General features: G+C 50.6%; 12 protein-coding genes and 1 pseudogene. 3 read left to right on the plus strand and 10 right to left on the minus strand.

All coding sequences use genetic code 11. The annotated features are described in order from the left end of the window. Positions 1-93: 93 nt before the first annotated feature. The 4 genes from ACRCZA_RS00640 to metB all read right to left on the minus strand — a co-directional run bounded on the left by ACRCZA_RS00640 (position 94) and on the right by metB (position 5,759). A complete protein-coding gene (locus tag ACRCZA_RS00640) occupies positions 94-795 on the minus strand; it encodes a DUF3581 domain-containing protein (protein ID WP_438672559.1) in 702 nt (233 codons plus the stop codon). Positions 796-1,037: 242 nt separating this feature from the next. Then, the gene (metF, locus tag ACRCZA_RS00645; RefSeq protein ID WP_438672560.1) at positions 1,038-1,928 is read right to left on the minus strand and encodes a methylenetetrahydrofolate reductase; all 891 of its coding nucleotides are present in this window, start codon (positions 1,926-1,928) and stop codon (positions 1,038-1,040) included. Between the two features lie 262 nt (positions 1,929-2,190). Further along, positions 2,191-4,584 carry a bifunctional aspartate kinase/homoserine dehydrogenase II gene (locus ACRCZA_RS00650; protein ID WP_438672561.1) on the minus strand — a complete coding sequence of 798 codons (2,394 nt, stop codon included), beginning with the start codon at positions 4,582-4,584 and terminating at the stop codon, positions 2,191-2,193. An 11-nt stretch (positions 4,585-4,595) separates the two neighbouring features. Next, a complete protein-coding gene (metB, locus tag ACRCZA_RS00655) occupies positions 4,596-5,759 on the minus strand; it encodes a cystathionine gamma-synthase (RefSeq protein WP_438672562.1) in 1,164 nt (387 codons plus the stop codon). A 211-nt stretch (positions 5,760-5,970) separates the two neighbouring features. Between metB and metJ the strand changes: the two genes are divergently transcribed. Both metJ and ACRCZA_RS00665 read left to right on the plus strand, forming a co-directional pair. Continuing rightward, positions 5,971-6,285, plus strand: coding sequence for a met regulon transcriptional regulator MetJ (metJ, locus tag ACRCZA_RS00660; RefSeq protein ID WP_438672563.1), 315 nt, complete (start codon positions 5,971-5,973; stop codon positions 6,283-6,285). Positions 6,286-6,385: 100 nt separating this feature from the next. Next, positions 6,386-7,129, plus strand: coding sequence for a TSUP family transporter (locus ACRCZA_RS00665; protein WP_438672564.1), 744 nt, complete (start codon positions 6,386-6,388; stop codon positions 7,127-7,129). Positions 7,130-7,381: 252 nt separating this feature from the next. Here the strand turns inward: ACRCZA_RS00665 and nrfD are convergent, their stop codons facing one another. The 4 genes from nrfD to ACRCZA_RS00685 all read right to left on the minus strand — a co-directional run bounded on the left by nrfD (position 7,382) and on the right by ACRCZA_RS00685 (position 12,158). Further along, on the minus strand, positions 7,382-8,326 hold the full coding sequence (gene nrfD, locus ACRCZA_RS00670; RefSeq protein ID WP_438672565.1) for an NrfD/PsrC family molybdoenzyme membrane anchor subunit: 945 nt from the start codon (positions 8,324-8,326) through the stop codon (positions 7,382-7,384). A gap of 2 nt (positions 8,327-8,328) precedes the next feature. Then, the gene (locus ACRCZA_RS00675) at positions 8,329-8,895 is read right to left on the minus strand and encodes a 4Fe-4S dicluster domain-containing protein (protein WP_438672566.1); all 567 of its coding nucleotides are present in this window, start codon (positions 8,893-8,895) and stop codon (positions 8,329-8,331) included. Between the two features lie 12 nt (positions 8,896-8,907). Then, positions 8,908-11,190, minus strand: coding sequence for a thiosulfate reductase PhsA (gene phsA / locus ACRCZA_RS00680; protein ID WP_438672567.1), 2,283 nt, complete (start codon positions 11,188-11,190; stop codon positions 8,908-8,910). A 350-nt stretch (positions 11,191-11,540) separates the two neighbouring features. Then, a complete protein-coding gene (locus ACRCZA_RS00685; RefSeq protein WP_438672568.1) occupies positions 11,541-12,158 on the minus strand; it encodes a pentapeptide repeat-containing protein in 618 nt (205 codons plus the stop codon). A 729-nt stretch (positions 12,159-12,887) separates the two neighbouring features. On the opposite strand from ACRCZA_RS00685, the gene ACRCZA_RS00690 reads away from it, so the two are divergent. Continuing rightward, a complete protein-coding gene (locus ACRCZA_RS00690; protein WP_438672569.1) occupies positions 12,888-13,991 on the plus strand; it encodes a phosphoribosylaminoimidazolesuccinocarboxamide synthase in 1,104 nt (367 codons plus the stop codon). Between the two features lie 110 nt (positions 13,992-14,101). Here the strand turns inward: ACRCZA_RS00690 and ACRCZA_RS00695 are convergent, their stop codons facing one another. Next, on the minus strand, positions 14,102-14,233 hold the full coding sequence (locus tag ACRCZA_RS00695; RefSeq protein WP_438672570.1) for a hypothetical protein: 132 nt from the start codon (positions 14,231-14,233) through the stop codon (positions 14,102-14,104). Positions 14,234-14,345: 112 nt separating this feature from the next. Further along, positions 14,346-14,800: pseudogene (locus ACRCZA_RS00700) on the minus strand (Fic family protein); the annotation flags it as partial.

Raw genomic sequence — 14,800 nt, forward strand, 5'->3', positions numbered from 1 at the left:
CCTTTGTTTTACCTCAATAAAAGGTGATACTACTGCGCAGCTTAACCGCGCTAAAATTGACCTTGACAGCCGTTAACACGCACATTAGCGCACTTAAAACTCCGTTTTGCGGCCTTCGTAGGTGGCGCACATTTGCGCAGCAAATACTGGATCGTATGGGCGCAGGCCACTCATCACTAAGGTTTTCATCCCCGTTCCGACTAACCGTTCGCCACAATGCAACTCAAAATGCAACGTCACATCACCGCGTTTGCCCGCAATGGTGAGCGCTTGTCCCACTAAAGAGAGCCTCACATCCACAAAATCAAGGGTAATCAAATCAAAGGACATACTTTCGTAAATCACCAAGGGGCGCTCAGGATTGATCATCACCTGATGTTGCTCCATTAACGGGATCAAAATATCGATAAAGTTATGCCCCGAAAAGGCCACATATTGCTGAATAAAAGCCGCCGTTTGCGCATCGCAGCGACTCACGTCCCCCTGACGACTGACATTAAGGTAAACCTTATCGCGGCTGTCACAAATCGAAAAATCCGCCCCAACCTGCTCAGGGAATTGCAGTTCAACGCCATCGCCCACCATCCCGGCAAAGCTAAATTTCATGTTTTGGCTAAGGCCATATTGGGTCAACACTAAGGCAAACAATAAATCCCCAGGCACACAAAAGCGCTTTGCGCCCACATCATGGATGGGATTAAAGTCCTGGGCAATTTTTTTGGCGAAGTCACTGGCTTGTTGTGCTGAAACGCAAATAGATTGATTTTGCTTAGAAAAATAAGGCGCTAGAAACATATACACTCGATTTAAAATGGCTTAAGAAAAGGGCAAGTTCACAACAGATTGACCAGCATACCTTAATTTAGGGATTTCACTCACCCGATGTCTTACCCTCCCAGAGGGGAAGCAACGTAAGCCTCATCGGGATATGTGCAAAGCCAAGCGGCAAGCGATGGCGTCTGACACCCCATCGCCCCAAACAAACAATCGAAAACTTAAGGCTTCAAGCCCAAAGCCAAGATCCCCGCCGTACCATGCTAGCCTTTAGGCCGTACCCCTAAGGTATGACAAATCGCGTAGCTCAATTCGGCGCGATTTAAGGTGTAAAAATGAAAATCCTTGACCCCCTCGCGGGACAGCACTTTGACCATATCAATCGCCACATTCGCACCCACCAGCTGCCGGGTCGCGGCATCGTTGTCGAGGCCATCAAACTGCTGATGTAACCAACTGGGCAAGCTCACATTGGTCATACCGGCAAAGCGTTTTAGCTGCGTGAAGTTAGTTACCGGCAGAATACCGGGGACAATTTCGACATCGATCCCCGCCGCAACACAGCGGTCACGAAAACGTAAGTACGATTCCACATCAAAGAAAAATTGAGTAATCGCCCGGCTCGCCCCCGCATCAATTTTACGCTTAAGGTTAATCAAGTCGGCCTGAGCATTGGGCGCATCGGGATGCACCTCTGGATAAGCCGCCACCGAAATATCAAAGTCGGCCACAGAGCGCAGCAGGCTCACTAAATCCGCGGCAAACCGAGTCGGTTTAGGGCTACCTGCCGGTAAATCCCCGCGCAGCGCCACGATGTCCCGGATGCCCGACTGCCAATACTGCTTCGCCAACGCTAACAATTCTTCATCACTGGCATCGACTAAGGTTAAATGCGGCGCCGCCACTAAGTTCGTTTCTTGCTGAATCCGTTCAATCACGCCGTGGGTGCGATCACGTACGCCCGAGTTTGCCCCATAGGTGACAGAGACAAACTTAGGATTAAGCGGCGCTAAACGACGAATAGAATTCCACAGGATCTGCTCCATTTCGGGGGTCGATGGCGGAAAAAACTCAAAAGAAACATTAATATCGCCATTAAGCTCCGATAAGCTCTGGTTTAGCGAATGTGCATGTTGTGCATGATGAAAAGCCATGTAAATTTCCTCAACCGCCCGAGTGCGACAGGGTCGCGCAACGAGTACGACTATAAATGCAAAAGTGTTATTCGTGTCATTAATGCAGAAGTTTAATCTATATGGACGTTTGGACGTCTATATGTCCACATACTAGAGAAACTGGCCGTTAAGTCAAGCTCAAAAAAACCATTTATGGCATTTTCTTCGCGCGGGGTGGCCACGGGGATGCTAACCAACAAAAAAGGACTCGAATGAGTCCTTTAAGCGAATGAATTGATAACTATTCTTGCAAAAGATCGCGGCAGATCTGCGTCAAATCCGACTGCACGGCAGCGGCCGTCACGGCGCGCCCGGCTCCCGGACCGCGGATGATCAAGGGGTTACCTTGGTAGAAGGCGCTGCGAATCACAAACACATTATCTCCGGGGGTTAAATTGGCGTAGGCGTGGCTCGCATCAATCCACTGCAACCCGACCTCGGCCTTTAGCTCGCCATCGCGATTATCGAGGGAGGCGACGTATCTAAGCACCTTATTTTGCTCGGCGGCCGCCGCATATTGCTGCAAGAGATCCGCATCTAACTCACCAATGCGCGCCACAAATTGCTCTAGGGGAATATCGGCAAGCTGTGGCGGCACTAAGGAGCGCAGTTCTATATCCTCAAGCTCGATCTCAAGACCGATTTCACGGGCTAAAATCAGCAGTTTGCGCTGCATATCCCGGCCAGAGAGATCATCGCGCGGATCCGGCTCGGTGATCCCTAACGCCTTAGCCTCCATCACCAATTCAGAGAACGGCTTACTGGTATCGTATTTTTCAAATAGCCAGCACAGTGTGCCCGAAAAAATGCCGCCCACGGCTTCGACACTGTCGCCACTGTTACGCAAATCATTCAGCGCATGCTGGATTGGCAGGCCCGCGCCGCAGCTCGCGTTATAGCGCCAAAACAGCCGACGATTGGCAAGCTGCTGTTTCAACTCGCGATAAAATGGCAATGGTCCAGAGCCCGCAAGTTTATTCGCACTCACAATATGGATGCCGCGCTCAAACAACTCAGGATATTGCAGGGTTAAACTGGCGCTGGCACTGATATCTAAGGCCACCAGCTCATCGCAGTGCAGCTCGGTTAACTGCTCGAATAAATGCTCATACTGCCAAGGTGTTGCCTGCGCGTCAAACGCCGCTCGCCAGCAAGTTAACTCAATTCCGTCATTAGTAATCAATGCCTTACTGGAGCTCACTAAGCCCACCAGCTCCACTTTGGCCTCAAGCTCACGGTCAAGTTTAGGGGAAATACTGTTAAATAATTCGAGCCAAGCTTCACCAATATTGCCAATCCCTAGCAGCAATACCCCAATGCGTTTACGCGGGCCAGCGCAGCGGCGATGCACCTTTTGGGTCAACAAATTAACTTGGGATTGGGGCACGAGCGTCACAAGACTTAAGTCACCACTAAACAATGGCTTAGCATCGCGACTCAATAAACGAGCAAAGCTGCGGCGATAGTGCTCGGCATCGGCACTCACCAGCGCCACTAAGCCAAGCTCGGTATTAATTTGCAAATCTTTAATGCCGAGAACTTCGGCCTGCGCCTCTAACAATTTTTGTACTTGTTTTTGGTTTTCAGCGGTATAGGCAAGCTCAAGCCGTTGATGCGCCGATAACCAATGGGCCAGCGGCGTTAATCCTGCGGCGCTGAGTTGCTCAAGCAAACTGGTCACATCGCCGGCGATCTTAAAGCCAAATAACACCACCGCATTCAGATTGGTCACCACCGGCGCACTCGCTGAGGAGCTGTGGGGCGCGATTAAGGTGAAGTCGGTGTGGGGGGCGTAGCTTGAGCGCACAGCCAAGCTCACCTCAGTGTTAAACAGTGGCTGCAAAGTGCGAGAATGCAACACGGGCGAGCCTAACCGCGCTAAGCGGTCGGCCTCGGCAAGGGACATGCTTTTAAGCAATTTGGCATCGGGGATCTTATTTGGATCGGCGTTGAACACCCCTTCCACATCGGTCCAAATAGTCACGCGCTCAATATCGGCTAAGCTGGCAATGAGGCTGGCGCTAAAGTCTGAGCCATTGCGCCCAAGTAACAGAGTATCGCCGCGCTCGTTGGCACAGATAAAACCGGTGATCACTAAACGCTCATGCGGGTGAGCGGCCAATAACGCCTGCACTTTAGCGCGAGATTCTGACACGCGAATTTGCGGTACGGCGGCCTCATCGGCCACCAAAATCGAACAGGCATCCACGTGGCTTGCGGCCACTCCCGATTCACGCAGCAGCGCCGCCATCAGCCGCGCCGACCAGCGCTCGCCAAAACTCACCACATGATTAATTTGGTAGTCGTTGCGTACATCTAAAGATAACAGACTGATGAGCTGGGCTTTATCTGTGGTTAAACGCTCACGCAGATCCTGAGCCTGCTCGCTGGATAACAACTGTTCAATCAAGCCTTGCTGATAGCTGATTAAGACGTGTAATTCCTCTTGCCATAATTGATTGCTATCGCGCAGCGACAACAACTTAAATAAAAAGTTAGTGGTTTTACCCGCAGCAGACACCACCACCAGATCATCACTGTGACCATGGGTTAACAGAATATGGGCCACTCGGCGATAACAATCGGCATCGGCTAAGCTGGAACCACCAAATTTATGTAAGTGACAACGTGCCATCTCGAATCCCTCTACTGACAAGCCGCGACGGCGGCCAATCCTGCTTGAATATCTGCAACTAAATCCTCGGCATCTTCAATACCCACCGACAAACGCAATAAGGTGTCGGTGATGCCGGCTTCAAAACGTGCCTCAGGTGCCATCGCCCTGTGGGTCATGGTCGCGGGCACCGCCACTAAACTCTCAACGCCGCCCAAACTCTCGGCAACGCTGAATAATCTTAAGGCCTCTAAAAAAGCGACCACTGCGGCCTCGCCGCCCTTAAGCTCAAAACTCAGCATGGCGCCAAAGCCTGTTTGTTGCTTGGCGGCAATGGCATGGCCGGGGTGATCCGCAAGGCCTGGATAATAGACTTTGCTGACTACGGGGCTGTGACTGAGTAACGCCACAATCCGCTGGGCATTGCGTTGGTGCTCGCGAATGCGTACGGCTAAAGTGCGCAGGCCCCGCAGGGTTTGATAACTGTCAAAGGCGCTGCCGGTTAAGCCTAAGGTATTTGACCACCAATGTAAGGTCTCACCGAGTTGGGGATCTTTAGCGATCACCGCCCCGCCCACCACATCGCTGTGGCCATTAATGTATTTGGTGGTGGAGTGGATAACGATATCCGCGCCCAACGCGATAGGTTGCTGCAATATCGGCGATAAAAAGGTGTTATCGACCACCACGAGTGCACCCACCTCATGGGCGGCGGCGGCGATAGCGGCAACATCGACCACTCGCAGTAGCGGATTCGAGGGGGTTTCTAGCCACACCATTTTAGGCCGCAAAGCGAGGGCGGCAGCCAAGGCTTGACTGTCGGTTTGATCCACCACTTTTAAGCTAAATTGGCCTTTTTTTGCCAAGTGGGTGAATAACCGATACGAGCCGCCGTAACAATCATGGGGCACCACCAATAAATCATCAGAGCTCAGCAAGGTGGTCACTAAGGTAATCGCCGCCATGCCCGAGGCGGTAACCACTGCGGTGCTACCTTGCTCGAGCTTGGCAAGGGCCTCGGCTAACTGGCAACGGGTCGGGTTACCAGAGCGGCTATAGTCAAATTCGCGAGGATTTTTATGACCATCGAAGGCGTAATTCGTCGATAGGTAAATTGGCGGCACGACCGCGCCATATTGGGTATCGCTTTCAATCCCCTGACGCACTGCCAATGTGGCTAATTGACGCTCGGCCATAGTAAACTCCTCAATTGAATAGACTAATAAAGATGTCTGGACGGCTAAATGTACCTAAGCCCAATGGCATCGTCAATAGGCGTTAAGACGTTTAGACGTCTAAACATAAAGAAATCTGTTTGCAATCGCTCAGAAATCGTAGCAATAATTTGACTGTCGTGTGTAAGGGGTTAAAATCGGCCCCGAATTTCGCGTTATAACAGGTGAGTCAATGACTGAATGGAATGGGGAATATATCAGCCCCTATGCTGAACATGGCAAAAAGAATGAGCAGGTAAAAAAAATTACTGTGTCTATTCCGCTCAAGGTGCTTAAAGTCCTCACGGACGAACGCACTCGTCGTCAGGTCAACAACCTGCGCCACGCGACGAATAGCGAACTGTTGTGCGAAGCATTTTTGCACGCCTACACGGGCCAGCCGCTGCCTGATGACGCCGATCTGTCGAAAGATAGCCCTGACAGCATTCCCGCCGAAGCTAAGCGGTTAATGGATCAGATGGGCATTGAGTGGGAAGACATGGAATAGCGATAGCGCTCCGACCCCACATCACCCCGTCCTCCTAGGGATCGTTAATACTCATCGCGCGATGGATATTAACGATCCCTATTTTTTTAGATGGAAGCCTATGTTCTCAATGATAGATCCCCAGACGCTCGCACTTGCATCCGTGATTGTGTTTTTCGGCGCCCTCACCCAGAGCCTGATTGGCTTTGGCCTAGCCGTCGTCGCCAGCCCGCTGCTGTACATTGTCGATCCCCAACTCGTGCCTGCACCTGTGATCGTCATGGGATTTTCCATCGCCCTTCTCACCCTATTGCGTGAACGCGGCCATTTAGAATTCAATGGCTTGCAATATGCGCTCATCGGTCGGGTGCCCGGCGGCTTTATCGGTGCGAGCCTATTACTCTTTGCCCCGCAGCCGGTTCTCGGGCTGGCGATTGCCGCCATTGTAACGGTGGCCGTGGTACTGAGCTTGTATAAATTCAGCCTCCCCGTGAATAAAGCCACCTTATTTGGAGCGGGGGTGGTCTCGGGGATCTTTGGCAATATCGCCGCCATTGGCGGCCCACCGATGGCGATTTTATTGGCGGGTAAGGAGGCTTCGCAGTTTCGCGCCGCGCTATCGGCCTTCTTTATTTTTAGTTCGACCATTGCCTTGGCGATTCTTGGGGTGACGGGCCTACTTGAACTCAAGCATTTCTGGCTGTCGCTAATGCTATTGCCCTCGGTCTTTTTAGGCTATCTCGTGGCGGGCAAACTGGTGGGCAGCGTTGATAAACATAAAACCAAAATAGCGACTTTAGCCATTTGCGCCATCAGCGCCTTAGTGCTCATGGTCAAGTCTGTGCTGGAGTTATTACCGCAATAATCCCCTGCCAATCGCAGCCAATTGAAACCAATCGCAGCCAATCGCAGCCATAAAAAAAGCACCGATAATCGGTGCTTTTGGTTAGTGGGGATGTGTGTTGTCAGCCATTTCAGCCTCCAGCAAGCGCGTGTAAGCGAGGCTCATAACGCTATCTTGCATGACTAAATAAGCACCACTCCTTTCGCGCACATCCTTTAACACATATCCCTTGACGCAAATCCTTTAGCGCACATCCCCTTTGGCTTCAATGCCTTAACTTAAATAGCTTTGGCCCGCATATACGATAAAGTGTCTCAGTGCGAGTACGCCGGTTAAGCTGGCACAGGCCACCATAATCATGGCGCCCTTAGTGTGGCGGGTCGCTGCAGGCAGCAGCATAAACAGCAGTGGAATACCAAAGCCAATCCCTACTACACCAATCCAGAATACGCTTGCCCATACGCCAGAGGTGAGTGAGGCCAGCGCCGCAGCCGCCGCACCGCCCTTAAAGTACAAGGCGCAGAACATCATAAACAGGAACATGATTTCGATGGCCATCACTGGCAGCTCTAAGCCATGCATTTTGGCTAAGGTCTTGTCGTGACTGTCGGTTTTGAACATCACCAGTGCCAGCAGCGCATTGGCCGCCGCCCCCGCTGATAAGCCAGAGACCAAAAACAGGGCTGGCAATACCGCAGTGTTTAGCATCGGATAAGCATTCATGGCCGAGATCAAGAAGCCCGTGTAAGCACCCACACCAATGGCGAGGACAAACAATAGCACTTCAATCAGCTTTCTAAAGGGCATCAGCAGCTTAGCGATAGGCGCTAAGAAACCTAAGCCCCACTTTGGCAAATCGTCACGCAATACTAAAATCGCGTAGGCAAATGCCAAGGGAGAGTAAGCCAGCAGCGCTATTACCCCAATCGCCATCACTGACTGGAAGTTGTAGTTGATGAGGATCAACCAGAAGTGGAAAGGCTTAGTTAAATCAAACACTAAACAAGCCAAACCTAGGCTGATGGCCACAGGACCAATAATCGCCGCGGCCTTGAGAATATTGCTCTCAAGCTGCGTTTGTTCTTGATTGAACCAACGCAAACCAATCCCAATCAACAAACTGCCGGCGGATAAACCCGCCATAAACAGGTAAACAGCGATGACCCAATGCCAAGTGACGGGATCATATTGCGCCATATCGCCCCAAGTATTATTCATAATCAAATCCCCCCTCTTTTGGTAGGAACGCGATATACCCTAGGTTTGGTGCCTAAATGGGTCTTATCTTGGTAAGTGATCTTAGTATTGAGCAGTGTGGCCACCTCACTCTGCGGGTCATTAGCATCGCCAAACACTAAGGCATCGGTCGGGCATACGCTCACGCAGGCAGGCTCTTCGCCACGGGCTAAGCGAGTGTCCTTACAGAAGTTACACTTGTCTGCCACTTTGGTTTCAGGATTCATAAAACGCACTTTGTAGGGGCAAGCCGCCACGCAGTACATACAACCGACACATTTATCCTCACGGATTGAGATAATGCCATCCTCGCCCACATAGGCGGCGCCCGTTGGACACACCTTCACGCAAGGCGCGTCTTCACACTGCTGGCACGATACTCTATGGTATTTAAAGTGCAGGTTAGGCATCTCACCAAAAGGCCCTTCTACCCGCACCTGTAAGCGAGTCACGCCTTCTGGGACGCCATTTTCACTGCGGCAAGCCACGTTACAGGCTTGGCAGCCGATGCACTTGTTCTCATCGTGCACCATTACATATCTTTTTGTCATTTGAGCCTCCAATTAGCGTTTTGCCAGCGTGACGCCAGTGGTATGAATATTCATGCCACACACAGGGGCGGTCGCGTGGGGCAATAAGTTTCCGCAGTGGATACCTTTGCCAGTCGCTCTAACCAACTCTTTGTTTTTAGAGCCAAAGCCCATATAGGCAAACAGGGTATCAGGGCGAATGCCCGGCGTGACTAACGCATGCCCGTCTTCGCTGCCGACACTGCTGGTCAGGCGGATAGGATCGCCATTGCTGATCCCTAACTTGCCGGCGGTCACTGGGTGCACCCATACCGCGTTATCGGACATCAGATTGGCTAACATGGGGATATTGTGGGTCGCACCATTGGTGTGCACCGCCACTTTGCCCTGAATAATATACAGTTCGTCAGGCTGTTTAAGATTCACTTCGCGGTATTTAATCACCCCGCGTCCTGGCGCCATGGCTTCAACCTTGGCGGAGGTTAATTCAATCTTGCCACTTGGGGTTTTAAAGGTGAGCGCGCTGGCATAGGTGCCATCCTCATCCACCGGACGGGCCGCCGGATAAGCCGCTGCAAATTCCGCCACCATTTTGGGTTCGCGCAGCATGATAGGCTTACCAAAGCTGACAAAACCCTCATCTTTAATGCGCCGCAGCAGCGTCGCATCGCGGTTAACCTGCATCAGTTGCAGCGTTTCAATATTCTCCCAAGGATAAAACTCGCCTAAACCGAGGGCGTGGCCAATATCCTTAAAGATTTGCCATGAAGGACGGGTATCCCCCAAGGTTTCAACCACCCGTTGGCGCACATAGTAGGCAGGGTTTTTACCTGACTTGTCAGCGATTTCCTCATCGCGTTCAAGGTAAGTTGACTCAGGTAAAATCACATCGGCATAGGCCGCGGTTTCACTGATATACACATCGCAAACCGCCACAAAGTCGAGTTTTTTCAACGCTTCAACCACTCGCGCTCTGTCGGTCATGGTTTGCATCGGGTTAGTACGCGACATCACCCAGCCATGCAGTTGGTACGGCACCGCGCTTAAGGTGGCATCCAAAATGGTTTGATAAATCCCGCCCGAGCTCCACATCATGGCGTATTGCTCGTCCACTTGGTCGATACGTTTCGCCGTGGGTTTAGGCATGTCCTTCACGCCGGGTTTAGCCAGTACCGGCGCCACCGCTTCCCCAGCTAATTTATTGTAATCACCTGGTTTTTGGCCGATATAAATCCCGCCCTTGCGCTCAATGTTGCCAATCAGCACATTGGCGGCGTACAAGGCGCGGCGCATTTCAAACTCTTCGGTGGTAAAGGTGGCTCGGTGGCCAAAATCCACCACGGCATGGGGGGCTTTAGCGGCGTATTCGCGGGCAATGCGGCGAATATCTTTGGCAGGCACGTCGGAGATACCTTCAGCCCATTCAGGGGTATAGGCTTTGACCTCGGCGGCAAAGGCGTCAAACCCTTCGACATAACGCTCAACAAAGGCCTTGTCGTAGAGATGTTCTTCAATCAATACATGGCACAGTGCGAGAGCAACCGCGACGTCGGTGCCGGGACGAATGGCGTACCATTCATCGGCTTTATCGGCAACGATAGAGAATCTTGGCTCAAACACCACCAGCTTAGCGCCTTTATCCATTTGCGCCGCCATCATGCCGCGGGTTTCGGACATGTTGATGCCTTCGTACAGGTTATGGCCGAAGTTAATGATGTATTTTGAGTTACTTAAATCACGGCTTACCTTAGTGCCAAACATGGCCTTGGCGGCAATTTCATAACCACCTGGGCAAGTCGATGCATGGGTAAAGGTATTTGGGCTACCAAACGCTGTGGCAAGGTGAAAAATATGATTAGATAGCGAGCCCGATTTTGACGAGAAAGCCACGGCCTCAGGGCCATGCTCTTTTTTGATTTTATTCAGGTTATCTGCAATAAGCTGATAGGCTTCATCCCAACTGATCTCGGCCCATTTGCCTTCACCGCGCTCACCCACCCGCTTAAGGGGTTTGACGATCCGCTGTGGATCGTACAGTAAACTATGGCCAGCACCACCGCGGGCACAGACTTTACCGCCAAAGGATTTGGCCGCCTTGTTACCGCTAATGTAGACGTTTTTACCTTCAATCACCCGCGCCGAAATTGGGCAACGGGTAGAGCACATTTCGCAAATGCTGGCAATGTCTTTGCCCATGCCCTTTAGCTGTTTACTCTCTAGCGCCGCTAAGCTGCCCGGTAGCAAACTGGCTAAGGCACAGGTTGCACCGCTCGCCCCAGCGCCCTTTAAAAAGGCTCGCCTATTAAGCTCTATCATGGTTACCTCCATCACGCTCACCCCGCCCTGACACCGCCCTCATGGCGCGTTCAAGCTGCGGTTTGTTCACTGATTATTTATATTTTTGGTCATACGAGCGTCACAGCATCCCACTGGATTGCCATCACCTTGCAGCACGCGGCAACACTCATCATCTGCGAGGATTGTGACGCTCAAGGGGCTTAGGCCGATATTGTGGTAAACCACATAGGGAAGGGGTGCGTGATCTAACGCACCTAAAAGCGAAAAAGACACAAGAAAACTGTGAATAGGATCAACAGCAGTTGTTAGTTAATTGCTGCGAAAGCGTATGATCTTATGAGGGTAATAACAGGATGACATGCGCTGCCTTAATCGACGAGCTCAATCTCGAGTGCATGGAGTAAGCGGATAGCTTGGTCGTAGCTAAATTTCGCGCCTTTAATTTTATTGTTAAAAATATCAATATCATAATGCGAGGCTTGGCTGAAATCCGCGCCAAGTAATTGGGTGCGACCAAACAGACTGTGGCTAAAATCTGTGTCGCGAAAATTGGCTTGATTAAAGCTGCCCTCGCGAAAATCAACATCGTGGGCCTTGCACGCCTGCATCGTGACCTCATCAAGCGACAACCCCATAAACGAACTGTCGTTAAGAATGCATAAGGTAAACGACAAGGGCGCGGCAAAGGCCAACCTTGACCATGTGGCGTAGGTCCAATCAATCCCGACTAGCTTACATTCTACAAACTCCACCCCATTGAACTGGCACAGTGGCACCTTGAGTAAACTTAAGTTGCAGCGCACAAAGCGGCAGTCGATAAACTGACACCGCCGAAACGTGCTCTCGCTAAACTGACAATCGACAAACTCGCAATCTTCAAAGACGATTCCCTGCCATTGCTGCCCATTCTCAGACAAGCCCTTAAAGTGCTCCCCCAAAAAGCCGTCCTCCTGTGATGCCGCCCGCGCCATCATCATCGATGTCATCAACTCACCTTACTCATTTAAAAAATCCATTCGTCCCATCATACCAAGTTACATGGGGGCAACGCCGGCAAGCTCGCAGCCGCCCATGGCTCAAGGCCCACAAACAAGGGCGCAGACTTACATGCAAACATCGATACAAACATCCGTGCAAACATCTGTGCGAACATCTGTGCAAGCGCCTAGGCAAACATCGGCGCAGACATCAGTGCAAACTTCTGTGCAAGCGCCTAGGCACACACACTATATCAGCTTGAGAGAATGATAACGAAAGTCCTTCTCCGCCAACCTCTTTGCCTAAGATCTCGCCCACAGTTCGGCATAAATAGCCGTGGCAAATTTCGTCAAAAAAGGTAGAATGGCGCCACTTTTTCGCGGCTGTCTAACAGGGTTAACTCGGATTAATGGTTAGCATTTTCGAGCAAAATGGTACGGGGCGCTCCCGCTTTAGCAGACCACAATCCTTGTGGTGCCAACCTTGCTCGAGGTTTGTTTCTTCCGTTTTATTATCACCACCCCCCTTTCCTTCAAATCCGCCCGAAAATACGACTTTTGCTGTTCAACGCGTAACATCAAATCCCGCCAGCAGGCGCCGAGCATTCGCAGCTCTGCCACTGGCAAATAATAAAAAGGTTTTACTCACCCAGGCACGCTTTCGACACTACGCCCGAGTACAAACCAACACCGATAACCACCTTATCCCTACACTCTCTACCCTAAGGAATACTCGTCATGAGTCTTGCTGATTCCGTATTAGCCGTGAACAACGATTTACCCATCCGCACCGACAGCCCCGTCCATAGCGGCAAGGTGCGTAGCGTTTACTGGCTAACCGATGCCGACAGCCGCCGATTAATTGCCACCAAGGGCTACAATGTGCCCGAAGATACGCCACTTGCCATTATGGTGATTAGCGATCGTATCTCTGCCTTCGACTGCATCTTCCACGGTGAAGGCGGCTTAAAAGGCATTCCAGGTAAAGGCGCGGCATTAAATGCCATTTCTAATCATTGGTTTAAGTTATTTGCCGAAAACGGTTTAGCCGACAGCCACATTTTAGATATTCCGCATCCCTTCGTGTGGATCGTCCAAAAAGCCCGGCCGATTAAAGTCGAAGCCATTTGCCGCCAATACATTACCGGCTCCATGTGGCGCGCCTACTCCAAGGGCGAGCGCGTATTCTGTGGTATCACCCTGCCTGAAGGTTTAGAAAAAGATCAAAAACTGCCTGAGTTACTGATCACCCCTTCAACCAAAGGCATTTTAACCGGGATCCCCGGTGTGCCCGCGCAGGATGACGTTAACATCAGCCGCAGCGATATCGAGGCCAACTACCAAGCCTTTGGTTTTGAAAAGGTAGAAGATATCGACCTGTACGAAAAGCTGTTAAAAGACGGCTTTAAGGTGATTTCAAAAGCATTGGCCGACCTTGACCAAGTGTTTGTGGATACCAAGTTCGAGTTCGGTTATGTGACCGATAAAAACGGCAACTCAAAACTGATTTATATGGATGAAGTGGGCACGCCCGATTCCTCCCGCATTTGGGACGGCGCCGCCTACCGCGATGGCCAGATCCTTGAAAACTCGAAGGAAGGCTTCCGCCAATTCCTGTTAAATCATTTCCCCGATCCGGATATTCTGCTCAACAAGGACAGAATGCCAGAGCGCGAAGCCCTCGCCCGCGATAATGCCCTGCCACTTGAGGCGATGATGCAAGTGTCGCGCACTTACACCGGCATCGCCGAGAAGGTGACTGGCGCGGCAATTCCGCTGCCAGTCAATCCAAAGGCAGATATTATTAAGATCCTACGGGAAGAGTATGATCTGATTGTGTAATCAGCTCTGCTGTGGGTGAGTCATCAAATCTGAGGTTTTGAGTGGTTTACCCAAAACTGAAATAGAAAAGGCGCTTAGGCGCCTTTTCTACAGTCCGAGATGCAGGTCAATCAGATGCATGTATTGGTCAATAAATATTCATGCTCTTGCCCTGCCTTGCCTTGCCTTGCCTTGCCGGTGAGATCTTTACCTTCACGTAGTACTTGAATGGCAGCATTGATATCAAAAGTAGGTGTGGTCATAAATCATCTCTTTTTGGTATAGCTTAAAGAAATGATACAGAAATTTGAACACTCCCGAGTATGTCTTGACTCACCGGGAGCGTCCATATATGGCTCGTTAAACGCTTTTGCCCTAGCTCTTCCAATTTACTTGGATTTGTTGCTTTTCAAGCATAAAGTAAACTGTTTCTCGGCCATTCGCCTTCTTACCAAATATTCCCAATTCAACTAATCCTTTCAAAGCAGTTGAAGCAGTATTATAAGAACATCCAAGATTTTTTTGCACATTAGCAGCAGTAAATTCTGTGGCCGTGCCGCTTTTTGCCACAAGAAACACAACTCTTTGTTTTTCATTGAGCTTTCGATATAAGCCTGAAGTCATGATCCATGTATTAAATGCTTCAATATCATCGGCAGACTTTTTATAAGCATCTTTGAATTTCTGAATTGCTCTTAAGATAACGTTACACTGGTATTCTACAAAATACGTCAGATCCATCTCATCCGTTTCAGTATATAAATAGGATTTTCCATACTTAACTGGTGCTGCTTTTAAAAGCGTACTGATTGCGATGTATCTAAACGCTG

The sequence above is a fragment of the Shewanella sp. genome (assembly GCF_051658185.1).
Classification (GTDB): Bacteria; Pseudomonadota; Gammaproteobacteria; order Enterobacterales; family Shewanellaceae; genus Shewanella.